20 protein-coding genes, 2 tRNA genes and 1 pseudogene are annotated in these 25,682 nt (G+C 20.9%); 4 read left to right on the forward strand and 19 right to left on the reverse strand.

Going from position 1 to position 25,682, the window contains the following annotated elements; translation table 11 throughout:
* Positions 1-569, reverse strand: a pseudogene (locus tag KTO59_RS01545) (hypothetical protein); the annotation flags it as partial.
* Between the two features lie 465 nt (positions 570-1,034).
* Between KTO59_RS01545 and KTO59_RS01550 the strand changes: the two are divergent.
* Entirely contained in the window at positions 1,035-1,979 is a 945-nt protein-coding gene (locus tag KTO59_RS01550) for a hypothetical protein (protein WP_284928299.1), read from the forward strand.
* Between the two features lie 427 nt (positions 1,980-2,406).
* Here KTO59_RS01550 and gtfA read toward each other — a convergent pair whose 3' ends face one another.
* The 7 genes from gtfA to KTO59_RS01585 all read right to left on the reverse strand — a co-directional run bounded on the left by gtfA (position 2,407) and on the right by KTO59_RS01585 (position 9,784).
* Positions 2,407-3,870 carry a sucrose phosphorylase gene (gtfA, locus tag KTO59_RS01555; protein WP_284928300.1) on the reverse strand — a complete coding sequence of 488 codons (1,464 nt, stop codon included), beginning with the start codon at positions 3,868-3,870 and terminating at the stop codon, positions 2,407-2,409.
* 408 nt (positions 3,871-4,278) lie between these two features.
* Complete coding sequence (gene efp, locus KTO59_RS01560; RefSeq protein ID WP_284928301.1) at positions 4,279-4,857, reverse strand: elongation factor P; 579 nt, start codon at positions 4,855-4,857, stop codon at positions 4,279-4,281.
* Positions 4,850-5,746 (reverse strand): tRNA (adenosine(37)-N6)-dimethylallyltransferase MiaA, encoded by an 897-nt coding sequence (gene miaA / locus KTO59_RS01565; protein ID WP_284928302.1) that lies wholly within the window; start codon positions 5,744-5,746, stop codon positions 4,850-4,852. Before miaA ends, efp begins: the two co-directional genes overlap by 8 nt.
* Before the next feature lie 61 nt (positions 5,747-5,807).
* The gene (locus KTO59_RS01570) at positions 5,808-6,581 is read right to left on the reverse strand and encodes a TIGR00282 family metallophosphoesterase (RefSeq protein WP_225696200.1); all 774 of its coding nucleotides are present in this window, start codon (positions 6,579-6,581) and stop codon (positions 5,808-5,810) included.
* 38 nt (positions 6,582-6,619) lie between these two features.
* A complete protein-coding gene (gene rny / locus KTO59_RS01575; RefSeq protein WP_225696201.1) occupies positions 6,620-8,170 on the reverse strand; it encodes a ribonuclease Y in 1,551 nt (516 codons plus the stop codon).
* 462 nt (positions 8,171-8,632) lie between these two features.
* The gene (locus KTO59_RS01580) at positions 8,633-8,923 is read right to left on the reverse strand and encodes a hypothetical protein (protein ID WP_284928303.1); all 291 of its coding nucleotides are present in this window, start codon (positions 8,921-8,923) and stop codon (positions 8,633-8,635) included.
* 621 nt (positions 8,924-9,544) lie between these two features.
* Positions 9,545-9,784 carry a hypothetical protein gene (locus tag KTO59_RS01585; RefSeq protein ID WP_225696203.1) on the reverse strand — a complete coding sequence of 80 codons (240 nt, stop codon included), beginning with the start codon at positions 9,782-9,784 and terminating at the stop codon, positions 9,545-9,547.
* 457 nt (positions 9,785-10,241) lie between these two features.
* Here KTO59_RS01585 and ftsH (KTO59_RS01590) point away from each other — a divergent pair, with 457 nt between their 5' ends.
* Positions 10,242-12,032: an ATP-dependent zinc metalloprotease FtsH gene (ftsH, locus tag KTO59_RS01590; protein WP_284928304.1), complete on the forward strand. Its 1,791-nt coding sequence runs from the start codon at positions 10,242-10,244 to the stop codon at positions 12,030-12,032.
* Positions 12,033-12,179: 147 nt separating this feature from the next.
* A tRNA-Leu gene (locus tag KTO59_RS01595) sits at positions 12,180-12,264 on the forward strand.
* 648 nt (positions 12,265-12,912) lie between these two features.
* Here KTO59_RS01595 and KTO59_RS01600 read toward each other — a convergent pair.
* The 9 genes from KTO59_RS01600 to KTO59_RS01640 form a co-directional block, all read right to left on the reverse strand.
* Positions 12,913-13,005 (reverse strand) — tRNA-Ser (locus KTO59_RS01600).
* Between the two features lie 85 nt (positions 13,006-13,090).
* Positions 13,091-15,832 carry a cation-translocating P-type ATPase gene (locus tag KTO59_RS01605; RefSeq protein WP_284928305.1) on the reverse strand — a complete coding sequence of 914 codons (2,742 nt, stop codon included), beginning with the start codon at positions 15,830-15,832 and terminating at the stop codon, positions 13,091-13,093.
* Between the two features lie 140 nt (positions 15,833-15,972).
* Positions 15,973-17,241, reverse strand: coding sequence for a hemolysin family protein (locus tag KTO59_RS01610; protein WP_284928306.1), 1,269 nt, complete (start codon positions 17,239-17,241; stop codon positions 15,973-15,975).
* Between the two features lie 485 nt (positions 17,242-17,726).
* Positions 17,727-18,017 (reverse strand): hypothetical protein, encoded by a 291-nt coding sequence (locus KTO59_RS01615; RefSeq protein ID WP_284928307.1) that lies wholly within the window; start codon positions 18,015-18,017, stop codon positions 17,727-17,729.
* A gap of 2 nt (positions 18,018-18,019) precedes the next feature.
* On the reverse strand, positions 18,020-18,421 hold the full coding sequence (locus tag KTO59_RS01620) for a hypothetical protein (RefSeq protein ID WP_284928308.1): 402 nt from the start codon (positions 18,419-18,421) through the stop codon (positions 18,020-18,022).
* Between the two features lie 343 nt (positions 18,422-18,764).
* A complete protein-coding gene (locus KTO59_RS01625; RefSeq protein ID WP_284928309.1) occupies positions 18,765-19,466 on the reverse strand; it encodes a hypothetical protein in 702 nt (233 codons plus the stop codon).
* Between the two features lie 326 nt (positions 19,467-19,792).
* Complete coding sequence (locus KTO59_RS01630; protein ID WP_284928310.1) at positions 19,793-20,041, reverse strand: hypothetical protein; 249 nt, start codon at positions 20,039-20,041, stop codon at positions 19,793-19,795.
* A 563-nt stretch (positions 20,042-20,604) separates the two neighbouring features.
* On the reverse strand, positions 20,605-21,612 hold the full coding sequence (locus tag KTO59_RS01635; protein WP_284928311.1) for a Bax inhibitor-1/YccA family membrane protein: 1,008 nt from the start codon (positions 21,610-21,612) through the stop codon (positions 20,605-20,607).
* Positions 21,613-21,616: 4 nt separating this feature from the next.
* Complete coding sequence (locus KTO59_RS01640; protein WP_284928312.1) at positions 21,617-22,756, reverse strand: hypothetical protein; 1,140 nt, start codon at positions 22,754-22,756, stop codon at positions 21,617-21,619.
* A gap of 667 nt (positions 22,757-23,423) precedes the next feature.
* Here KTO59_RS01640 and KTO59_RS01645 point away from each other — a divergent pair.
* Positions 23,424-23,756 (forward strand): malic enzyme-like NAD(P)-binding protein, encoded by a 333-nt coding sequence (locus tag KTO59_RS01645; protein ID WP_284928313.1) that lies wholly within the window; start codon positions 23,424-23,426, stop codon positions 23,754-23,756.
* 22 nt (positions 23,757-23,778) lie between these two features.
* Here KTO59_RS01645 and ftsH (KTO59_RS01650) read toward each other — a convergent pair whose 3' ends face one another.
* Together ftsH (KTO59_RS01650) and KTO59_RS01655 are read right to left on the reverse strand one after the other, a co-directional pair.
* Positions 23,779-25,374, reverse strand: a complete 1,596-nt coding sequence (gene ftsH / locus KTO59_RS01650) for an ATP-dependent zinc metalloprotease FtsH (RefSeq protein WP_284928314.1) — start codon at positions 25,372-25,374, stop codon at positions 23,779-23,781.
* A 27-nt stretch (positions 25,375-25,401) separates the two neighbouring features.
* A partial coding sequence (locus KTO59_RS01655; protein ID WP_284928315.1) for a hypothetical protein occupies positions 25,402-25,682 on the reverse strand: 281 nt, incomplete at its 5' end.

Below are 25,682 nucleotides of genomic sequence, written 5' to 3' on the forward strand. Positions count from 1 at the left end.
GAAATTTCTTGGCAAGAAAAAAGAAAATAATTTCTAATTGTTCCATCAGGAAAAATTTCTTTTTTTAAAGAAGAGCTATATTCTTTAATAATTCCTTCAGAATCTGTTTCTTCTAATAAGAAACCTTTGTTTGGATCATATTTTCTTTGATATTTATAAATTTTTTTTTGGTTATCAAATGCAACAAAAAATTCTTTGATCAAATTATATGTTTCCGTGTCATACTCTTTAATATTACCTTTTGTATCAATTATTTTAATTATTTTCCCTTTTATATAATCATATTCTAATTGAATATTATTTTTTGAAATTATTTTTATTATATTTTTATTTAATTCGTCATATTTAATCGATATATTATTTTGTAATAAATCCTTTATCATTTGTTCATATTCTGGAATATTACTATTTTCTAAAGTTATTAATTGTTTATTAGGTAAATCATATACTTTATTTTCTTCTTTGATATTTTCTTTTTTTTCACTTATTTTATAAATAATAAAAAGCATAACTAAAAATAATATTAAGAAGAATATTTTATAAAACATATTACTTTTATTTAATTCCAATTAATTTGCCTTTCTAATCGAAGAAAAATTAATTTATGGATATATTTTCGAAAAATTTTATGAATTTTAATTAAAAAAACATATTATGTTTATTTTGTAAACTTAAAAATTATATTTTAGATATTTTTTTATGTAACAAAACATTGATATTATACATCAAAAATTATTCATCATAAATAATTAATTTAAATATTTTTTTTAAAAAAATATTCTTTTGGAAAATAAATAAAGATATTAAAATAAATTTATAAAATTGATTAAAAAAACAAAATAATTATAAATATATGTAAAAGTTGTTAAATTTTTTTTTTATTTTATAATTAAACTTGAATTGTAATTTTTTAATTAAATTCAATATTTATTATAACAACTTGATTTTAAAAAAAACTTTAATAATAATCATTTTGTATTTTAATTTATTTCAACAAATATATTCAAATTATGAATTTAAGGAGTTAAAATATTATGAAGTCAAATTCGAATAAAATAGATTTTAAGAAAATTTCGGAATTAATTTTTTTTATAGGCAGTTTTTTTATGTCTGGTTTTATCGTTGCAATTTTAATTGCAGCAAGTATTGATTGCAATGGTTTATCATCTTATTTTTTATTTGATTACATGTGTGTATTCGTTTTTTTATGTTTTATTACTTTTTTTATTCATATAACTAAATTTAAAAATAATAAAATTCATTCTTGGATAAATTTAATAACTTTAATTACAGGCTGTATGAGTTATATAAAATATTCGCCAGAAATTGCAAGTAATAACGATTTATTCTTTAATAGATACAACACTTTTTGTTATTTATATCGTTTATTAATTATGATTTTACCTTTTTTATTTATATTTTATTATTTATGTTTAGCAAAAGATGTGCCATCTTCTAAGATTAAAAATATTGTTATTCTTTTATATCCTATAATTTATATAGTAAGCAAGACAATGTTAATAGATTTTTTAGCAAATCAAGATATACAAATTAAGGGCGTTTTTGGATCTATGGGCGGAAACGTAAAGGACATAATTTTCAATATACTAAAACTTTATTCAAGATTTTTACTTTTAATTCCTTGCGTATTAGGAATTTTATTAGTTAAAAAAGAAATCTTAAATAAAGAACAGATACAATTAGTATTAATTTATATAGGTTGTGGTCTTGTAGCTTTATCTTTTGGAAGTTTTTGGTACCCTTGTCCTTTCAAAAAAGACGTTATGCAAACATTATTTAAAGACAAACAAGTTTCCGTATTTTTAGAAAATTTATGTAATTATAATGAATATAATAAAACAAAAAATAATAATACTACGAGTACGCAAAATGAAGAACGTAGATCAAGTGTGCATGTTCCAAAAAATGATAGTCGTAAAAAAGGATTAAAAGGTTTTTTCGGAATTAAAAAAGATTAAATTATTTAAACATAAAAGATTTAATTAGTTATTTTAACTAATTAAATCTTTTTTTATTAGATTAATTAAATTAACGAAAATAATTTTTATATTTTCGAAACCATAATTTTATTTTTTTAATTCGAATTTAAGAATTTATAATTCATTTTTTAATTGTTAATTAAAAACTTTTTAATTATTATCTTGTTCTCATTATTAAATTTTTTTATTTTTATATAAAAAAATATTCATTAATTTTCTTAAAAATCAATAAATATTTTATTATGTTGTAATTTAAATTATATATTTAAAGTTTATCAATAAAAAAACTAAATTCAATTTTAATTTTTAAATTTAATTTAATTGTTATCTTTATTTAGATTAATCTTTTAAAATTAAAAGGATAATAATAAAAATATTAGTAATAATAAATATTTTTATTATTTTATTATTTTAAATTATCTAATATTTTTTGGTCATTTTCTGTAATAACAAATGTTTTGTTTTTCGCATCAGCTGTTAAACACGCTATACTTGTTCCTGATTTATTTTTACGTATTATTTTAATTTTGTTTTCTTGTGAATCTGTTTCGATCAATATTTCGCCATCTAAATCAAAAGCAGAGCATTCGTTTCTCCATGATAATAATTTTAAAAGATTTTGAACAACATGACGTTTAACTTGTGATTTAATTTCTTCTAAAGAATAATAATGACGATTAATATTTCTTCCTTCTTTCGAAGATTCTAATAACTTAATATCATTTTCTCCTGCTAACAAACCTACATAATAAATTTGTGGAATTCCTGGAGCAAATATTTGAAAAGCACGCGCTAATAAATAGGCATCATCATCATTACCTAAAGCAGAATAATAAGTCGTATTAATTTGATAAATATCTAAATTATTATATGAATCAGAAGAATAAATTTTTTTAACATTCGCTCCTATTTTGTATAATTTTTCAGAAGTATAATCAATTTCTTCATCTGTTAAAATACCACGAGCATCAACCACTCCGATACCATCATGAACATCTAAAGTAGTAAATTGTTTCATCGGAGATCTTCTTAACCAATCAGCTAAAGTTTTAACTTTTCCTGAATATAATGTATAAAGCATTACCAATGGTAAAACAAAGTCATAAATAAAGTATCCTTGTTCGCTAATTTTATCAGAAATAGTATAATGTTCATGAATTTCTGGTAAAATTTCAACTTCTAAAGGTTTTAAAATATTATCCACTTCTTTTAAAAGATTCCAAATTTCAGGTTCTACAAAAAAACAATTAGTATTTATTTTTTTACAAGCATAAGCAAAAGCATCTAAACGAATTAAACTAGCGCCATGTGCAGCCATATCTACTAAATTTTTTTTAATAAATTGCTTAGCTACAACATCACTTATATTAATATCAATTTGATCTTCTCCGAAAGTATTCCAAAGTTTTTCTTTTGTACCATCTTTAAAAGTAATATAATGTATAGGTGCTTTATTTTTTCTTTTATAAATTAAATCAATATCTTCAGGAGTAGGTTTTTTGTCTTCTTTTTGAGCCCAAAATTTTTCCCAACGAATAAAAAAATTGTTATATTTAGAATTCTCATGATTTTTTTGAAAATCCTTATACATTACAGATTCGCGCGAAATATGATTAATCATGAAATCAAACATTAAATAATATTTTTTGCTTAAAATTTCGATATCTTTCCAATTACCAAAAGCCGGATCGACATTATCATATCCTGATGGAGAAAAACCACGATCACTCGTTGACGGAAAAAAAGGTAATATATGAATTCCACCAATAGAATCTCCAAAATCTTCTTTTAAAACTTTAATTAAATCTTTAAGATTTTTTCCTAATGAATCAGGATAAGTTATTAACATTGCTTTATTTTTAATTTTCATTGATTATGACCCTTTTTTTATAATTAAAACTTTTGATTTTATAATTATTTATCAAATCAAAAATAAAAAACTGATATGATAAAGTTTTAATTATTTAATATTAAATAATTAAAAAAACAGAAATATTTTTTTAATTACTTCTATAATTTTATTTTTTTTTTTTTTTATATTAAAATTATAATTAATGATTTTAATAATTATTTTTAAAATCATCAAATAATATATTATTTACAAATTATTATTTTAAATTATTTATACTTATGGATTTTAACATAATTTTTATTTAAAATATTATTTCACAAACATAAACATCGATTACATTGATTTTGATATTTTTAAAAGAATAAAAATTTTTATTCTTTTTTAAGAAAAAAACAAAAATTTAAATATCTAAAATAAAAAAAATTATTATTTTCTAGATATATATAACCCCGTTTCTGTATTGATAATAATTTCTTCTCCTTGTTCAATAAAAATAGGGACTTTAATAATTAAACCTGTTTCTAAAACAGCGTCTTTAAATGAAGTTGTTTTACGAGCGTTATTAGATGTTGTCAAAGAATCTGTTTGAATTATTTTTAAACAAATTTTATCAGGAATAGTAACGCCTAAAATTTCTTCTTCCTCGTCAAACATAAATTCTACTAACATAGATTCTTTTAAATATTTAATGATGTTTTCTAGTTTATCTTTAGATATTTCAAATTCTTCATAAGTATCCGGGTCTAAGAAAATATATTTATCATTTAAAATGTAAGAAAATTGCAATTTTTTTTTATTAACTAATGCTTTAGTAATTTTAACCCCTGCATTAAAAATATGTTCAATAATATAACCATTTTTTAAATTTTTCAATTTGCTTCTTACAAAAGCGCCACCTTTACCAGGTTTAACATGTAAAAAATCTACAATTTGATAAACATTATTATTTAATTTAATAGTTTGACCTATTTTAAAATCATTAGTATTAACATTAGTATTATTCATTATCTTTCGGTTCCTTTTTTAAAAATTTTTTTATCATGTAAAATATTTTTTCTTTCCAATTCGCATCTAAAGGATTTATAATTTGTAAAAATTGAATTTGGTTTTTAAACCATGTTTTTTGTCTTTTAGCATATTTTAAAGAATTCCGAATAATTAAATCCTTAGCTTCATTAAAACTTATTTTTTTTTCTAAAAAAGATTTTATTTCGCGATATCCTATAATATTAAAATTTGCTTTTGGATGATTTCGGATAAGATATTTTACTTCTTGAATAAACCCTTTTTTTAACATTTCTTCTAATCTAGATATTAACCTTTCTTTTAAAATATTTTTCGGTATATCTAAATAAAAAAATAAAATATCAAATAAAGGAATATTTTTTTTTTTCTTTTCAGATCTTAAATTATTTTGAATAATTTGTTTATAAGCACTTAAAATACGACGTGGATTTTTTTCATCTATAATTAATTTAGGATCTTTTTTTCGAATTATTTCTAACATTTGTTGTATTTCTAAATTATCTATATTTATCTTATGATTTAAAAATTCATCCTCAGAAAATAATTCATAATCAAAAAGAGATGCTTTAATATAAAGACCACTTCCGCCTACTATAAAAGGGATTTTTATTTTAGGTATTAAATTTCTAACATCTTTTTGAAAATTATAAATGTTATAAGATTCTTCAGGTTCAACTTTACTTAATAAATGATGCTTTATTTGTCTAGTTTCTTCAATATTTATTTTAGCTGAACCAATATCAAATTTTTTATAAATTTGAACTGAATCTGCATTAATAATTTCTCCTTCAAAAAAAAGAGCCAATTCAATAGATAAACTAGTTTTTCCGGATGCTGTCGGTCCAGAAATAACTATTATTTTTTTCATATAAATCCATTCTAAATAAAATTTTAATGAATAACTTTATATATTATAAATTATAAAAAAATTATTCATTAAAATTTATTTTTGTAATTTTCTTATGAGGTCCTAAAGTTAATAAAACTCCGTTTAGTTGTCTTTTACCTTCTGCAATTTTATGCTTTTTTTTATGTTTTGTATTTATAAAATTATTAATAATAATATTTTTATCTTGTCCAATTACTCCTTCATATGGTCCAGTCATTCCGACATCTGAAATATAAAGTGTTTTTTTGGGTAATATTTTATCATCATTAGTTTGAACATGAGTATGCGTTCCTACAATAGCATCAATTTTGCCATCAAAATAATGAGCCAAAGCAATTTTTTCACTAGTAACTTGTGCATGAAAATCTAAAAATGAATAATTGTATTTTTTATGACAAATATTTAAAATATTTTCAATTTTTTCAAAAGGACAAGATAAATTATTATTATTTATAAAAACTCTTCCTAAAGCGTTCATTATAAGAATTTTTTTATTTTTATATTTTATTATTTTATAACCGTTACTAGCAGTACATTCACTATCTAAATTAACAGGTATAACAATATTAGAAGACGAAATAAAATTTTTAATGGAATTATTATCAAAAGTATGATTACCCATTGTTATTATATCAACTCCAGCGATGATTAATTCTTTATAATTTTCATAATCTAAACCTTTGCCATTATCGACATTTTCTGCATTTACAATAATTATATTATATTTATATTTACTTTTCAAAAAATTTATTTTTTCTATTAAATAATCAACACCTGGTGTGCCGCAAATATCACCAATAAAAAGAATTTTCATAATATTGAGCACCCTCTCCCCTTTAATTAATTATTGATTTAAGCTATATCAATTACTCTCAACTCTCTAATAACAGTAATTTGAATACAATAATTATAATGAATATTTTTTTGAATTTTTTTTCTAATTTTTTTAGCTATTAAAAAAGTATTTAAATCATCAACTTCTTCAGATTTAACAATAACTCTTATTTCTCTTCCGGATCTGATGGCGTACGATTTTGATACACCTTCAATACTATCAGCAATATTTTCTAATTGAGTTATTCTTTGAATATAATTCTCAATTGAGTCTTTTCTTGCTCCTGGTCTAGCAGAACTGATTGTATCCGCGATCGAAACTAAAACAGCTATTAAAGTGGTCGATTCTTGATCTTCATGATGTGAAGCAATAGCGTCTATTACTTCTAGAGGTTCTTTATATTTTTTAGCAAGTTCGACTCCGATTTTAACATGATTTCCTTCTGTTTGGTAATCTAAAGCTTTACCAATATCATGTAAAAGTCCGGCTTTTCTAGCTATAATTTCATTTTCTCCTGTTTCTGCAGCTAAACATCCTGCTAAAAAAGATACTTCTAAAGAATGTTTTAAAACATTTTGACCATAACTAGTTCTAAAATGTAATTTACCTAATAATTTTACTAATTCTTCATCAATAAATCCTATTTTAGCTTCGTAAACTGCTTCTTCGCCTATTTCTTGTATAAACTCATCAATTTCTTCAGATTTTTTTAAAAATATTTTTTCAATACTTGCAGGAGTTATTCTTCCATCGATAATTAAAGCTTCTAAAGTTCTTTTCGCAATTTCTCTTCTAATAGGATCAAAACAACTTAAAATAATTGTATTAGGATTATCATCTATTATTAAATCTACGCCAGTAATAATTTCAAAAGCTTTTATATTACGTCCTTCTTTGCCGATAATTCTTCCTTTTAAACTATCTTGTTCTAAAAAAATCATACTAATATTATGTTCATAAACAACTTCTCTAGATAATTTTTGCATTGTCAAAATTAATAAATTTTTTGCTTTAGTTTTTATCTTAAATTTATATTCTTTTTCTTGTTCTTTTTCGTAATTTATTATTTCTTGATAAGAATCGTCTCTAACTTGTTTTAAAATAATTTCTCTTGCTTCTATTCGAGTCAAAGAAGAAATTTGTTCTAATTTGTTTTGTTGTTGTATTATTATTTTTTCGATTTTGTTTTGCAGTTCTTCTAAATATTTTTTATTTATATTTATTTTTTGTTCTTTATTATATAAAGATTCTTCTTTTTCATGTAAATATTTAAATCGAGAAGTCAACAATTCTTCTTTATGAATAATTTTTTCTTCTAAATTAATAATTATTTTTCTTCTTTGATTTAAATCATTTTCTGTTTCTTTTTTTAATAAATTAACTTTGTTTTCAGTTTCTGAAAGAATTTGAGCCGAAATCAATTGAGATTTTAATATTTTTTTTTCAATACTTTCATCTATTTTTCTTATTTTTTCACTTATTTTTTTTTTGGAAACAAAATATATCAAAGTTCCTAATCCAGCAAAAATAAAAAATAAAATAAACGAGCAACTGTTATTAATTTCCATTTACATCTTTTTTAATAAATTATTTCTTCCTTTCTTAATATTAAAATATTTATATCTGTTCTAATTTAATATTTTTTTTATATTATCTTAATTTAAAATTTTTTATTTTTTAATTTTGTTTAATATTTTATAATATTTTCGATTATTTTTTTATTTAAAATAATTTTTTAAATAAAAAAATAATCGAAAATATTATAATGACATAAAAAAATAATCTTCTCATTTAAAAATAAATTATTATGATAAAAATTAGCATATTTTTTTAAATATATAATATTTAATTTTAAAAATATATGTCTAGGATGTATTATATTATAATTTTACATATTATTCAAATAATATTATTATTTGAATATAATTTAATTTAATTAAAAAAAATAAACATTTTTTTATTTATTTTTTTTAAAAAAAAAACTAAAAATTTCATTTATAAATTTTTAGTTTTCAAAAATAAAATTATATTTATATTATTTTTTTAAAAATTTTAGGATTAATGTTTTTTTTGATATTTCGTTTATTATTAAACGAATTTGTAAATTTATTTATTGTTTTTTCTCCTAATTTGTATAATGAATCAGATGCTCCTTTAAAAGCTTTCGTTTCTGTAATTTTTTTTAATAAACTTGAAGGATTTTGGTCATTTTGTTTTTCTTCTAAATCTTTTTCATGCGAATAGAAAATATCATATTTTTTTATTTTTATTAATTCAAAAATTAATAAAAATATTATTCTTTTGATAAAACCCTCGCCCAAACCGCACGGGCATATTCCTATGCATACGGCTTTCCGAGTTCATTTATAAAAAAATTAATACTTTTTTATTAAATTAGAAAAAAATTATTTTTTTCTCTCTGTTTTCCTTCCCCTTGTAAAAGTTATTAACTTCTCCTTGGTAAAATATTAATTTTACGAGTACTATGAAAACTCTGCAAGCATGTAAAATTAAAATTATAAAATTTATAAATAATAGTAATTTTATTTAGCTTCTCCAAGGTAGCTCTTTAATTTAGGAAATGTTAATTTTGCATGGATATTATTGGTAAAATAATTATTATCAAAAATTTTTTTTATAAAATTAAGAAATTATTAAAAATTAAAGATAGTTTAATTATTCGATAAAGAAAATAATCAAGGTCTTAATTTGATAAATTTTTTTTAAAAAAAATTTTGAAATAAAATAAATTAACATTAACATTAATTATTTAATTATTTTATATCTTTAATTCCCTAGAATTTCATGCTTTTACTAACTTCATTTCGCATTCTTTATAATTATTTCAATGCTTTTTGGATATGCTATTTTCCCTTATTAAATTTTCATTCTCAGGTTAATCCAATAATGTGATATACTATCTATCGATACCAAAGGGACCCTTATATACCCTCTAAATTTAAAGGCCCGAACTTGCGCACTTTATCATTAATTGATTCTGAATTTTCTTCGTTTGTCGTTATATCTTCTGTCGGTTCGATATTTGTTATTAAATTTTCCGAATCATTTGTCGAAACTACTTCATTATCATTTGATTTAAGAAAAAAAATCAAAAAAACACAAAAAAATATTAAAAAAGCACAACTAGAAACAAAAATAATAATTTTTTTTATTTTGTCCAAATTTTTATAATATCTTTCTTTTTGTTTATATGATAAAACAATTTAATATATTAATTTTTTAATTTTAAGAAATTGACTAAAATTATTTATTTTTATCCAAAATTAAAATTATAAAAATGTTAATAAAAATAAATTTTAATTATTTTTTTGATATTTATAATTAAATATATAAATATCAAATAATATTATATAATATAAATATAAAAAAATAACGAAAATTCATCAATAATAATGTTTTTTAAAATAAATTAAAAAAAATTTAAAAAAAATAATAACTATTATTATATCTATTTATTTGCTGAAAAATTAATTTAATAAATTAATTTTTCTTATTATAATTAAAAGTAGTTATAAAAAAAATAATTTCGATTCAAAAATTAACTTTTTTTAATAACTGTTTTTTTAAATTTAATATATAACTATTTTAATTTAGATAAGGGTATTTAACAAAATATAAATGATCAAAAATATTTTTTTCAATATTTTTAAAATTACAAAAAAGAAAAAAATTTTATTTTTTTTAATTTTATTATTTATTTTTAATAATATTTATCAATGGACTCCAAAAGGAAAAGAAATATCATTAACAAAAATGGAAGAAAAATTTAATAGTCAATTAATTCGAAAATTCAAATATATAATGCGAAAAAATTCGATAACTAATTTATATTATTTTTTATTAGAAGCTGAAGATTTAAATCACACATTCTTTCAAACGCAAATGTTAGAACCTAATGCATTGAATATAATTAATAAATTTAAACAATATCCTAATATAAAAGAATACGAATACAAAACAGATTTTTATTATTTATTTTTATTAATAAATAAAATTCCAATATTAAGTTTATTTTTTACTTTATTTCGATCTTTAAGTTCTATTATTTTTATGTTTTATATTTTAAATAATCTTCTTTTACGATCAGACAAATTGAAAAATAATCCTTTGATTTCTAATAAACAAAAATTAAAATTTAATTTTAAAGATGTCGCTGGAAACGAAGAAGAAAAAGAAGAAATGAAAGAATTAATTGATTTTTTAAAAAATCCACTAAAATATTCTTCAATAGGAGCTTCTATTCCAAAAGGAATTTTATTAGAAGGTCCACCAGGGACAGGTAAAACTCTTTTAGCTAAAGCTTTAGCTGGGGAATCAGGAGTTCCTTTTTATGCTGTTTCTGGTTCAGAATTTGTAGAAATATATATTGGAACAGGAGCTTCTAGATTAAGAAAACTGTTCAAAGAAGCAAAAAAAAATATTCCTTGTGTTATTTTTATTGATGAAATTGATATTTTAGGAAAAAAAAGAGGAAATGATATTTCAGACTCTTCTTCCGAAAGAGATCAAACTTTAAATCAATTATTAACTGAAATGGATGGTTTCACTTCTTCTCATGGAATAATTATCATAGGAGCTACTAATCGAATTGATATGTTAGATCCTGCTTTATTAAGACCAGGTAGATTCGATCGCAAATTTAAAATTGGGCTTCCTGATGTTAAAGCCAGAGAAGCAATTTTAAAAGTTCATGTCCGAAATAAAAAAATAATTCCTAATATTGATTTTTATCAATTAGCAAAAAAAACATCAGGGATGAGCGGAGCTCAATTAGAAGTAATTGTAAACGAAGCTTCTATTTTAACAATCCGTAATAAAAAAGAATTCATTACTATGATAGAATTAGAAGAAGCTGTAGATCGAGTTTTAATAGGACCGTCTAAAAAATCAATTAAATATGATGAAGAAGAAAGAAAAATGGTAGCTTACCATGAATCTGGACATGCAGTAATTGGTTTAAAATTGAAAAATGCTCCGAAAGTACAAAAAATTAATATTATTCCCAGAGGTTCTATCGGCGGTTATAATTTAATGATTCCTGATAAAGAAACATTATTTTCTTCTAAAAAAAGAATGTTAGCAAATATTATTTCTTATTTAGGTGGTATAGTAGCCGAAGAATTAGTTTTTGATGATATTTCATCTGGTTCTGCCGAAGATTTAAGAAAAGCAAACGAAATATCTAAATTTATGGTCATAAAATACGGAATGAGTTCTTTAGGAGTTATCCAAAATACAGAATTTTCTGATGCCAAAATAATTGATGAAGAAATTAAAAAAATAATAAATGAATGTTATCAAGAAGCTAAAAAAATTATTACTGATAATAAAATTTTATTAAATAAAATTGCTAATTTATTATTAAAAAAAGAAACTATTAACAAAGAAGAATTAGATAAATTATTTTAATTAATTATTCATTAAAATATTAAAAAATATTGATAATATTTAGAAAATAAAAATTTAAATTGTATTATTATTTTATGATATAATAAAAATATACTTGATATTAATAAATTTAATTTTATTTAATATAAATATATTTTAATTATATAGGCTGGTGTGGCGAAATGGTATACGCATTTGACTCAAAATCAAACGATTTAAAATCATGTCGGTTCGAGTCCGACCATCAGTACCAAAAAAATTATCTTTTGTAAAACATAATCATATTGAAATTTTTAATTTTTTTAAATGAATAAAAAAATATTTAAATCTTATAAAATAAAAAAGTTATCTTTTAAAAGATAACTTTTTTATTTTAACTAAAAAATATTTAATTTTTCTATTCATTTCTTTTTTGTATTTTTGCGAAATGACAAAAGAAAAAAATTTAATTTTGTATATAATTTGAAGGAATCGAACCTTTTTAAAAAATTAAATATTTTATTATTTAAAAATTAATTGTTTTTTTAAAGAAATATATTTTCAATTATCTAAAAAGAGGTTGCTTAAAAAAATAACAAATATTTTAGGATTGATATTTAATTTAATTTTTATTTATTAAAATTATTTAATTTTTACAAATACCATAATTTCTCTATAATTACTTTTGTAAATTATTTAATAAAAAGATTAAATATATTACAAAAAAAATTAATAATTTAAAAAAGTTTTTTTATCTTTTTTATATAAAAAATCCATTTTTTATTTAAACAATAATACTAATTAATAAAAATATATTGTTTATGCTTAATGTCTTTGCGTTTTTTTATTATTTTTTTTATTCAAAGATTATTTTTTATTTAAAAAAATTTTAAGAATATTCATAATTTCTATTTTTTAAAAATGGCGGAGTAGAAGGGATTCGAACCCTTGCACCAAAAATTTGGACTACGTCCTTAGCAGGGACGCCTCTTATAGCCTACTTGAGTACTACTCCCTTATATAAATAAGATACTATTAAATTATAATATAAATATTCACAATATTTAAATAAAAAGTAATAATTTTTAAATTATTACTTTTTATTTAAGTTTATTAATAATTTTTTTCTTTAATTCTATAATAATTAAAGGCATCATAGAGAATAAAAAAATAATTATAATATCTTTATAAGATAAAAAAGGAGATATTTGGAAATTACTTCTTAAAAAAGGAATTATTAAAATAGTCATTTGTAAAAACAAACTAATAATAAAACAAATTCTTAAATAAAAATTAGGTTTTAAGCTGAAAATAGATTTATTAAAACTTCTAAAATTAAAAACATGAATTAATTGAGATAATGATAAAACCATAAAAGCGTAAGTTTGCCCATATTGACTAGGTTGATTACTTTTATGCATTTGATATCCTATAAAAGCAGCTAAAAAACTTAAAAAACTAATCATTATACCTTCGCTTAAAATTTTTTTAATTATTTTCTTATTTAATAAAGAATTTTGAATCAGGCGAGGTTTTCTTTGCATTATATCTGCTTCAGGATGTTCTAAACCTAAAGAAATAGCCACTAAAGAATCAGTAACTAAATTAATCCAAAGTATTTGCAAAGTGTTTAAAATAATAAAATTTTTATCAAAAAACAAATGTCCTAATAAAGTATTTAATAATATAAGAATTATTTCACCAATATTGCAACTTAATAAAAACATAATGCTTTTTTTGATATTATCAAAAATATTTCTTCCTTCTTGAATAGCATTTTTAATAGTATCAAAATTATCGTTAGTTAAAATAATGTCTGATGCGTTTTTAGTAATATCAGTTCCTGTTATCCCCATTGAAATCCCTATATCAGCTTTTTTAATACTTGGAGCGTCATTAACTCCATCACCTATCATCCCTACAATTTTGCCTTTTTTCTGCCATGATTGAATAATTTTTAATTTCTGCTCAGGAGTAGTTCTAGCATAAACTTTAATTGAAGATAATTTAATATTAAATTCTTCTTCGTTTAAAAGTTCTAAAGACTCACCGTCAATAGCTAAATCTTTCGAGGGATTAAAAATTTTCAAATCAGAAGCAACTTTAACAGCTGTTTTAAGATGATCTCCAGTTATCATAATAATTTTGATAAAAGCTTTTTGACATTCTTGAATAGTTGGTAAAATTTCAGAACGTATCGGATCTTCTATACCTAAAGCTCCTAAAAAAATAATTTTATATTTTATTTCATTTAATATTTGTTCTAAATCAAAATCATTCAAATAATAATCATAAGAATTCATCGATGCATAAGCGATTCCTAAAACTTTATAACCTTCTGAAGACATCAAATCTAAATCTGTTTTTATTTTTTGAATATTTTCTGTATTTTTGGTAACAATTTTATTTTTATATTGAATCAAATGAGATAAATTAAATAAAACTTCAACAGCTCCTTTGATTATTAAAAATTTATCATTTCCTTTTTGATGAATCGTTACCATAAATTTTTTTGTACTATCGAAAGGAAATTCTTTTATTTTTGGATTTTCTCTCACAAGTTGGTAAATATTTAATTTCAATAAATTACCTAAATCTATAAAAGACTGATCGACAGAATCAAAAACAAAAATTTCCTTATTTGGATAATTTATTTTTTCAGAAGAAAAATAATTATTATTGCATAAAACACCATAAGTAACTAATCTTGTTATATTTGAATCTGATATCAAACTCGAATTAATTTTTATTTTCTCATAATTTAAATATAATTGATTGATAGTCATTTGATTTCTTGTTAAAGTTCCTGTTTTATCAGTACAAATAATATTTATAGCGCCCAAAGTTTCTAAAGTTTTTAAATTTTTAACAATAACATTTTTCTTTATTAATTTTTTTATCCCTGAAGCTAAAATAATAGTTATAATAGCTAATAAACCTTCCGGAATAACAGCTACAGCTAAAATCATAGAAGATAAAATAATTTGTTTAATTATCGTAAAATCTATTTGTCCTTGTAATATAAAATTTTTTAATAAATTCAAAATAAAATTAATAATGACCAAGATACAAATAATAAAACTTAAGACTTTCGATAATTGTTGAATATTTTTTTCTAAAGGAGTTTTTTCTTTTTTTTGTATAGATATTAATTGGGTAATTTTTCCTATTTGGGTATTTGTCCCTGTTTTGATAACAACACCATGAGCATTTCCTGAAACAATATTAGTATCCATGAAAACTAAATTAGGAGAATTATTTAAAACAAATTTATTAGATATAATACAACTATTTTTAATAACAGGTAAATTCTCTCCTGTTAAAATAACTTCATTAACTTTTAAATCATGAGTTTTTATTAATCTTAAATCAGCAGGAACAATATCTCCTATTTCTAAATAAACAATATCTCCGACAACTATTTCTTCTTTGAAAATTAATTTTAATTCTTTATCTCTTAATACTTTAGCGTAAGATTTTGTGTTTTTATTAATAAGAAATAAGGAATTTTCTTTACTATGTTCGTATAAAACTCCTATAAAAGCGTTGCTTAAAATAATTATTAAAATTAAAAAACTTTCTACTAACTCTTCTTTTGTATTTTCGATAATTCCTGTAAAAAAAGTAATTAAACAAATTGTTAATAAAATATAAACAAAATAATCATTAAATTGATAAAAAAATTTTTTCCAAAACCCTTTTTGAGGAGGTTCTTTTAATTTATTTAAACCATTTTCTAAAATTTTTTGATATACTTTTTTTTGTGTCAATCCTTCTTTAAAATTAGTTTTTAACTCTTTTTCTAATAATTCTAAAGAGGATTGGATAAATAATTTATCCAATTTTTTAAATCTTTCTAATTTTAATTTTTATTAAAAAATTTCAAAAATTTAATTAAATATAAAATTTTAACAATAATAAATTGATATTTCATTAATTTATTATTGTTAATTATAATAAAATAATTAAAATAATTTATCTACTAAACTGTCATACGAGTAATACGAACTGTTTTAATTACTAAACCATCGTATCTTAAACCTTCGAATTGCCAATTATTATAACAAATTTGGATTTTTTCATTTTTATCCGGCATTCTTTTTAATTGTCCTAAAATAAAACCACTTAAAGTATCATAATCTTCTGTAGGTAAATCAGCTTTTAAATGTTCTTCTGTTTCGTGTAAATGCGTCGTTCCTCTTATTATGTACTCTTTATCTGAAATTTTTAAAATTTCATTATTTTTTTTATCATATTCATCTTCGATTTCACCTAAAATTTCTTCAATAACATCTTCTATAGTTACAATACCAGAAGTGCCTCCGTATTCATCTACAACTATCGCAATATGATTTTGTTTCAATTGCATTTCTTTAAATAATTCACTAATATTCTGGAATTCAATAACAAAATAAGGTTTACGTAAAAATTGCTTAATATCAAAATTTTGTTCTTTATTTGAATAATTTTTTTTCTGTTTATCTACTTCTAATAACCCTTTAAAGATATCTTTAACATGTACAATCCCAATTATTTTATCAAGATTCTCTTCGTAAACAGGAAATCTTGTATATTTTTCACGAGAAATAAATTCTATAATATCTTTTTTACTAATATTAGAATTAATAGCGATAATTTCTGTTCTATGTCTCATAATATCTGAAACTAATGTTCCATCAAAATCAAAAACATTTTGAATCATATCTTTTTCGCTGTTATTAATAACACCAGTTTTATAAGAAGAAGTCAATAAAAATCTTAACTCATCTTCATCTACAATATCTTTTTTGACATTAGTATCGATTCTTAGTATAAATAAAATTAAATTACTTATTTGATTAAAAATAAAAACAAAAGGTTTTGTTAAAAAACAAATTATATTAAAAAAATTAATAAAAAAATAAGCAGTTTGAAGCGGAAAAGCTAAAGCAATTCTTTTAGGAACTAATTCTCCTAAAACAATAGAACTTACTACAACTAATATATCAATGCCATAATGATGATTTTCATGATTTAAAGAAAATCCTTGACAAAATGTTAAAATATGAATTACTATTTGGATAACTGATAAAAACAAATTAGGCTTTTCTTTTAATTTTTTAATTTTTAAAGCTTTTTTGGACCCTTTTTTAACTTCTAAATCAATTTTATTTTGATTTAAAGAAACTAAAGCTATTTCTATAGAAGAAAAAAAAGAATTTAATAAAATTAAAGAAACAATAATAATACCACTGGGAACTGTCGAAATCACTTTATTTCGTAACCTCTTTTTTTAAATTTAAAAAAAATAGATTATAAAATATTATATGATTACAATCGTCTAGATCACTTTTTTCCATAAACTATAAATTTACTAAATCTCCTATTATATTTATATCATTTTGTATACACTATTAGATAACAACTAATATTATTTTAACATATTAATATTATAATTTAAAATTATTAATTTTTTATATTTTTGATTTATTTTCGAAAATACGATATAAACGTTTTATCAATGTTATAAAAAAATTAAGTGTTGGTGTGTGCTTTGTTATAAAAAAAATGTAAATTTTTTTAACTATGCATATTTTTAAAACCCCTTTTCACTAAAAGCAAAAAAAGACTAGTTTGATTTAACTAGTCTTTTCGGTATTAAAAATGAATTTATTTACATTTTTTTGAAATACTGCGAAATCATATCCTAAAGCTCTTAATTCATATCTAATAAACATAATTTTTTTTCTTTTTAAATTATGTGAACGTTGTATGTTTCATGCCTGATAATAACTGGTATAGATGAAGAGGTAGACAATTAGAATAAGCACCAATACCATAATCAATACTTTTGAAAAAGTATAAATTATTACAAAATTCTTTTTTAAAATATCTTTTTTCATATAAAGTATCAAATTGTGTTTTGTTAATTAATTGAAACATTGTTTGAGTGTTTTTAGATAAAAGAATATCTTTATTATTCATTGTTAATTCTTCTAAATATAATGTTTTATTTGATTGAATATTTAATAGTTCGACTGTTTGCATGTTTAAAAAACGTCAACTTCATTTATATATTTTTTAACTTCATTTTCATTTTTAACTTCATTTTTATTTTCAGTATCATATTCATCTTCTACCGTAACATCTTGTATCATAACATCATAAAAATCTTCATATGACATCAAAGCATCGTAAATTTTTTGTAAAGTAAAATAATTTAAACTTTCAAGAATAATATTTATAAATTTTCCTAAAAATTTTTTTTCTTTTAAATTTTCTCTAAAAAGAAAAATATCTATATATTCATTATTTAAAAGACTAATTGAATCATTAATAAAATCTTCTTTTGCAGCTTTATTTTTATTTAAAACGTGTTTAATATGAATAATATATTTTTCTCTATCAATTCCATTTTTCAAATCAAAATATTTTTTTCTTTCAAATGCCATTTTTTTGAAATCCTTTTTTTTATTTTTTTGTAAACTACCGTAATTAAAAAAACTAAACACCACTTAATTAGTTTTTATATTAAAAATATATTAGATTTAAATAATAAAAAAATTTAATATTTAATTAAATTAATTAAAAAAAATATTTTGTATTCAATTATCACGAGTCCCTTTCAAATGATATTTTCTATCATTTTCAATTATATTTTTTGTTTTATTTTAAATTAAAGTATCTTCTGGTTGTTTTGTATAATCGGGAGTATGAGATTCAAAGTTTTTATTTAAATTATTGAAATTTTGAAAAATTGGATTAAAATTTAAAGCAATATTATTATCTCTTATATTAATGTCGTTTAATATTTATAAGTAAATCATAAATTTTTTTTAATATATATCTTTTTTCATATTTATTAGTTTTGTTATAAAATATTTCTTTTTCTTTTAATTCAATATTTTGAAAGCAACCAGCCTCATTATTAAAATCTTTTATTTCATATAACAAATTTTCATTATTCAAATATTGTAAATATTTAACATATATATTATTAAAAATTTTTTTATAATTTTTTGTCGTTTTTTCTATATAACTTAAACCCTGTTTTAAATTATTTAACCAAAAATAACAAAAATCAAATTCAGTTTCTAAATTTTTTTTTACAAAACGCATATGAGTAAATTTTTCAAATTCAGAAGGACGATCTTTAGCTTTTTCTAAAAAATCTAACAAAGTTATATTATCTAAAAAACAATATGAAGCATTTACAAAATTATAATCATCAATATTACTACTTGTTGATTTTGCCATGTTATAAAGACTATTATCTGATTTATTAGTTAAAATTAAATTAAAATTAGCTTTTGAAACTTTCCAACCGTGTTTTTCTTTTTCTTTTCCGTTTTCATATTCTATATTAAATAAATTCTCCGAACCTTCATCCATAATAACTGGAAATGAATTAAAATTATATTTTTTACAATTTGCTATAAATTCTTGAACTGAAAAATAATTTAATCTACCTTTATGATCTCTACCTACAGGTTTCATGCCAGGAAAAAAATTATATTCTCTAATTGTATTACCTTCATGATCTTTATAAGTTAAATAAGGTTTAAAGAAAAAATTAAATTCTTCTTTTTTAATTGTTTTATGTCTAAGTTCTTCAGCTTCTAAATGAGTCTCATAAGCTTTACTAACAATTATAAAAAAATAAATAATAATACTAAAATAATAAAAAAATAAGGAATTAAAAGAAAAAATTTATTTTGTTTTTTGTTATTAATGTCATTATTATTCGTATTTAAAATACTCTCTTTTTTAAAAAATTAAATTTAAAATTAATTATCCTTAAAAAATTCAAATAAATTAGAATTTTAAATATTTTCAATTGTTTCTTTTAAAAATTCTTTATGTTCTTCATCGAAAAAATCATTTTCAATAAGACATTCTAATTGTTTATCAATTATAATTTCTAATTCTTTATTTAATTCTTCTATTAAAGCTTCTTCGACATTAGCCTTACTTTCTTTTAAAGATTTTAATTTAATTTTATATTCTTCAAATTCTGTTTGAAATTTTTTTAATAATTCATTATATTTTTTTGAATTATAAAAAATGTTCATAGTAGCCTTAAAATTAGATTTACCGTTTTCATTCGTATTTAATTGTTTAAATAAATCAATTTGTAAAGAAATATTTTTTTCTTTATTTCCTTTGTCTTCCGAGTATATAAAATATTATATCATTTTTAATAATATTATCATTTTTTTTAATTTTTTTAATAAGCTATGTTTAATAAATTAATATATTATATTAATTTCTAAGTCGTCGAACTTGCACTTCTTAACATTTTTAGACAGTTTTACAACTTGTTAAAGTCGAAAGCTTTTGTAAAATTGATATTGATTTGTTTTATTGCATCAACAATTTTATTATATTTGATAACATATTTGTATTTGTTATGAGTTAAATCGTTAACAAATCTCTTTAATATTGGTAAAATTTGTTTATTGCTAGTTTTTTCAAAAATAGGTTTTAAATAAGGATAAAATCTTGCAAGAATTGCAACAAAATCTTTTAAAGTCTTTAATAAAAAATATAAATTATCAATTTAAATAAAAAAATATTTAAAAAACGAGAACAGAATAATATCACGATAAAAAATAATACAAGATTTTATATTTTTTTATTTATTCTTTTTTAAAAAATAATTAACAATGTCTAAAATTATAAATAAAATCTCCATAAAAACTATTACAAAAGCTTCAAATAAAAAATAAACTAAAACCCATTCATATTTTTTGGGTATTTTTTGTTCAATAAAACGATCTAATTGATTTAAATAATTTACCCAAATTAAAGTATATAAAATTAAAATAAAAAAAGATTCTAATAAATTAAACATTAAAAACCAAAAAGATTTATTTTCTTCAGGTAATAATAAATCAGGTATCCAATATGATCCACTAAATATACTAACAATAAATAAAATTCTTAAACAGGAATGAAATTTGGAATTTACTTTTATTTTATTTATTTTATATAAAAAACTGATAAAAATAATAATAATTAAAGTTAATAATAAAGGAGTAAAAACAAAAAATAATAAAAAATATTTTAAAATTATTTGAGCGAATTCTTTATTTTCGGAAGATGTTAATATTAAATATTCTAATCTATATAAAAAAGCTAACATTATTCCATAAAGAATAGCATTTAAAAAAGAATAAAAACGCAATATCAAACTAGTAAATACATAAATATTACATAAACAATAACAAATAAAATAAATAAAACCAATAATGCCTATGATAACGAAAAATATAAACAAGTAGCATACTAATTTGTTAAAATCAGTAATACTATTTAAAAATAAATAAGAAATAATTGTAGATATGATTGTCAATAAGATTAAAAAAGTCAATTTCTGAAAAACACTTTTATATGATGTAAGAATTTGAGAGTCATCAATAATCTTTTGTTTTTGAGAAATTTGATTAATTTTTTTTGTAGTTGATTGTATACTTTGTTGACATTCTTTTTTATTATTAATATAAGTTTTAAAATTACTTTTATAAAATCGACTGGAAGGGTCGATAATAAAATCTAAATATTTTGTTTTTAAAATGATATATATAGTGATTAAACAACTAAAAATGTGAAATATTAAAAAATAAATTTTATAAGGAATCATTATTTTAATTTTCCTTTCCGCAATAAATATTTAAATATTTATTAGGATCTAAACCGCGTTTAGGTTGAATTAAGTTGATTAACATATGTGTAGAATCAAAAAGATTAACTTTATTAATTAATTTAGTCATAAAAGGACATTCAGAAGTTTTTTTCAATTCATATATTTCTAATTCATTTTTATTAGGAAAATTTATTGCAAACCCTAATGTCGTTTCGTAACTATTATTTTTGATTTCAAAATGAATATTATTTTTAATATGAGCTTGAGATTCATATTTTTTTTCGCCCATATCAACAGCTTCAAAAACTTCAGGAAATAATACCTTACCCCAAGTTTTTCCTACTACTTTTTTAGTTCCTGTTTTTAGAGCTGTTTTAGCAATAGCATGACCTACTTTTTGATTTATTTTTTTCTTTATATATTCTTTAATTTTGTTTTTGATAGTTTTAGGAATTTTTTGGTATTGTGATATTATTTCGATATCGCTTTGTTGAATTCCCATTTCTTTTAATTCTTTGTTAGAAAATTCACCTTTTGATATTAATTTCTCTATTAAATTATCAAAATCAGGATCATCTAAAAATTCAGTTAAATGATTTAAAAATTCAATTACACTAGTAATTAAAGAAGGAGACATATTACAATCACAAAAAGTGATATCTACTTGTTTAATTTCGTCTAATTGATTCGTTTCAAAAAAGAAAAACGCTTTTCCTTCGTCGTTTAAAATATAATATCTAACTATATCATTGATCATAGCTACTCCATCATCTTTATGATCTAATATTTTATCAGCCATTAATGTTTTAAACCCATTCCAAAATAATTTTGCGGGTGGCACAAAATTAAGAGCGATACCAGTAGCATTCCCTACTAATTGACTTTTATTAGCATATTCTTGATAAGTTCGACAAGGCACCAATGTAATTCCAGGAATATCATAAAAAACTCTTGCGTTATCAGCAAAAATATGACCATCCTCATGTCTCCAACATTGAAAAAAATGTTTTTGATTCTTATCTTTCTCATAATCATTAGGATTAAAAGCATAAATTTGTCGTGTCCATAAAACTAAAAAAATCATTAATATAATAAAAAAAATTTTATATTTTGATTTATAATTAAAATTAAATTGAACCATAACAATATTCCTTTACAATTTATTTAAAATTTATTTATTATACTAATTTTTAAAAAAACATGAATAAACTTTTATGAATCTTCCGATATTCCATCTTATACCATATAAAATCATATAATAACAATGATAACATCATGATTATGATATATATAATTATATATATCATAATTCTAGAATAATTTAAAAAATAAGAAAAATAAAATAAATTGTTTAAATGATAAAAATATTTGCAATCTCTTTAGATTCTTTATTGCGCTTTTCCTTTTTAAACAAATTTTAGTTATAAAATGGTTCTTTAAGACTTAAATTAAGTATCTGATTTCATATCTTTTCAAATTAACAAAAATAATTTTTGTTAAAGATAATGTAAATGATATAAATGTTATATTTAAAGGTTAAAAACTTTACAAATTAATTTAATATTTTTGTTTTTTATTACAATTATAATTTTTTGGTTATATTAAAATTAATTAGTAAGTAATTTTTTATTATGAATTTTTGTTATAAATTAAACATAATGATTTATTTTTAGAAATAGTTAGGTATGAATATAATATTTAAAATTATAATTTATTTTTAATTGGGCAATACTTTATTTTATAGTTAACGGATATAGTGTAATTAAAATCAAAAGAAGTAATATTTAGCAAATCCTATCCCTTAAATTATGCCAGATGAAGCCGAAAAGGGTGGAGTTAAAGTGATTGCTATGGGCCGTTCTGATTTTCCTAATCAAATAAATAATTGTCTTTCTTTCCCAGGAATTTTTAGAGGCGTTTTAAATGTTAAAGCTACTAAAATTAACGAAGAAATGAAAAAAGCAGTTATTTATGCTTTAAAAAATATTATAAAAATAGAAGATTTAAATGAGAATAACATTTTACCAAATTTTTTAATAAATCAGTATTTAAAGAAATTTCTTTATCAGTTGCTAAAGCAGCTAAAAAAACTGGTTGTATTAAAAAATAAATATTATAAATTAAAAAAAGAATCGTATTAGATTCTTTTTTTAATTTATATTCTTAAATCAACTTTTCTATTTCTTCTTTATTAATAATTTCTTTTTCTAATAAAAGATTTGCTATTTGTTCTAATAAAGTTTTATTTTCTTTAATTATTTTTCTTGTTTCTTCCATACATTCATCGATAATTTTTTTAATTTCTTTTTCTACTATTTCATTACGTACAAAAGAATTATTATCATTCTGCATCGGTCCTAAATCAGACATTCCTAATTTGGTCACCATTTGGTTCGCTATTTTAGTTGCTGATTTGAAATCACCGTAAGCCCCATTAGAAATATCATCAAACATTAATTCTTCAGCTGCTCTACCGCCTAAATAAGAGATAATATTAGCTAACATTCTTTTTTTAGAAGAAAAGAAAGTTTCTTTTTCCGGCATCATTAAATTATAACCACCAGCGTTTCCTCTTGGAATAATAGTTATTTTTTGTACTTTTTGAGCGTGTTTTAATTTTAGACCAATAACAGCGTGTCCCGCTTCATGATAAGCTACCATACGTTTTTCTTCATCATTATATTTACGTGATTTTTTAGCTGGACCCATTAAAACTCGATCAATAGCTTCATATAATTCTTCATTTGTTATTGTTTTTTTATCATTTCTAACTGTTAAGATAGAAGCTTCATTTAAAACAGCAGCTAATTGAGCACCGCTCATGCCAGGCGTTTGTTGAGCGATTTGAGAAAAATCAACTTTTTTATCTAATTTTTTATTTTTCGCATGTACCTTTAAAATAGCTTCTCTAGCTTTAACATCAGGCAAATCAACAGTAAATTGACGATCAAATCTTCCAGGACGAAGCAAAGCGGAATCTAATATATCTTTTCGGTTAGTAGCGCCGATAACGATTAATCCTTTAGATTTATGAAAACCATCCATTTCGGTTAATAATTGGTTAAGAGTTTGGTCGTTTTCCCGAGAACCGCTACTATTCCCGCCACCTCTTTTACCACCTAAAACATCTATTTCATCAATAAAAATTACACAGGGAGAATTATATTTAGCATCTTTGAATAATGATCTTATTCTTGAAGCGCCGACTCCGACATACTTTTCTACAAACTCAGAACCAGATATTGAATAAAAAGGAACATTTGCCTCTCCAGCAACTGCTTTCGCTAATAAAGTTTTACCAGTTCCTGGAGGTCCTTCTAATAAAACTCCTTTCGGAATTGAAGCCCCTATATCTTGGTATTTTTTAGGATTTTTTAAAAAATCAATTAATTCTTTCATTTCTTCTTTTTCTTCTTCGTTGCCAGCAACATCTTTAAAAGTGAATGAACTTCTTTGAGAAGAAGAAATTTTTTTAGAAGATAAACCATCATTTTTTAAAAAATTTTCTCCCCAATAACCTAAAAATAACAAAGTGGAAATAGGTCTTAAAAACTGATCTATCGTGCCTTTAATATCGTAATTAATAATGATGTTAAATAAATAATATTTTTTAAATTTATAAATATTTTTCGATCTTTTTGGGTTCAGGATATATTTATCTAATACATCTGATACAGTAGCTAAAAAATAAAAAATAATTAACATAATAATGATGTTTTTAATACTAATTTTTTGTTTTAATTTCTTCATGAGTTGCATATCAATTTATCCTGATAATCCCTTTCTTTAATTTATGGTTATATAATTGACTAATGGAATATGAAATCGATAATCTTTGATTAAAGCTAATACTTTTTTAAAGATTTCTTCATATGTTTGTTGTATGAGTTGTTGTTCTTGAGTGTTATTACTTCCTTTTGGCAATAATTTTAAAATAACATCATCGTAAAAATCTAAAAATTCTTTATGAGTAGAAGTGAAAAGACCTGTTTCCGGATTAACTCCTGGATAAGCTTTATCATATTGAGATCCTGTTTCTGATTCCAAGCCTGAAAAAAATTGGGTAT

The sequence above is a fragment of the Candidatus Phytoplasma sp. AldY-WA1 genome, from assembly GCF_020312115.2.
Taxonomy (GTDB): Bacteria; Bacillota_I; Bacilli_A; order Acholeplasmatales; family Acholeplasmataceae; genus Phytoplasma; species Phytoplasma vitis.

What these genes read in the sequence shown, in the direction of transcription:
- KTO59_RS01550 (WP_284928299.1), top strand. Translation starts at nt 1,035, where the DNA reads ATGAAGTCAAATTCGAATAAAATAGATTTTAAGAAAATTTCGGAATTA.
- gtfA (WP_284928300.1), bottom strand. Translation starts at nt 3,870, where the DNA reads ATGAAAATTAAAAATAAAGCAATGTTAATAACTTATCCTGATTCATTA.
- efp (WP_284928301.1), bottom strand. Translation starts at nt 4,857, where the DNA reads ATGAATAATACTAATGTTAATACTAATGATTTTAAAATAGGTCAAACT.
- miaA (WP_284928302.1), bottom strand. Translation starts at nt 5,746, where the DNA reads ATGAAAAAAATAATAGTTATTTCTGGACCGACAGCATCCGGAAAAACT.
- KTO59_RS01570 (WP_225696200.1), bottom strand. Translation starts at nt 6,581, where the DNA reads ATGAAAATTCTTTTTATTGGTGATATTTGCGGCACACCAGGTGTTGAT.
- rny (WP_225696201.1), bottom strand. Translation starts at nt 8,170, where the DNA reads ATGGAAATTAATAACAGTTGCTCGTTTATTTTATTTTTTATTTTTGCT.
- ftsH (WP_284928304.1), top strand. Translation starts at nt 10,242, where the DNA reads ATGATCAAAAATATTTTTTTCAATATTTTTAAAATTACAAAAAAGAAA.
- KTO59_RS01615 (WP_284928307.1), bottom strand. Translation starts at nt 18,017, where the DNA reads ATGCAAACAGTCGAACTATTAAATATTCAATCAAATAAAACATTATAT.
- KTO59_RS01620 (WP_284928308.1), bottom strand. Translation starts at nt 18,421, where the DNA reads ATGGCATTTGAAAGAAAAAAATATTTTGATTTGAAAAATGGAATTGAT.
- KTO59_RS01625 (WP_284928309.1), bottom strand. Translation starts at nt 19,466, where the DNA reads ATGAAACCTGTAGGTAGAGATCATAAAGGTAGATTAAATTATTTTTCA.
- KTO59_RS01630 (WP_284928310.1), bottom strand. Translation starts at nt 20,041, where the DNA reads ATGAACATTTTTTATAATTCAAAAAAATATAATGAATTATTAAAAAAA.
- KTO59_RS01635 (WP_284928311.1), bottom strand. Translation starts at nt 21,612, where the DNA reads ATGATTCCTTATAAAATTTATTTTTTAATATTTCACATTTTTAGTTGT.
- KTO59_RS01640 (WP_284928312.1), bottom strand. Translation starts at nt 22,756, where the DNA reads ATGGTTCAATTTAATTTTAATTATAAATCAAAATATAAAATTTTTTTT.
- KTO59_RS01645 (WP_284928313.1), top strand. Translation starts at nt 23,424, where the DNA reads ATGCCAGATGAAGCCGAAAAGGGTGGAGTTAAAGTGATTGCTATGGGC.
- ftsH (WP_284928314.1), bottom strand. Translation starts at nt 25,374, where the DNA reads ATGCAACTCATGAAGAAATTAAAACAAAAAATTAGTATTAAAAACATC.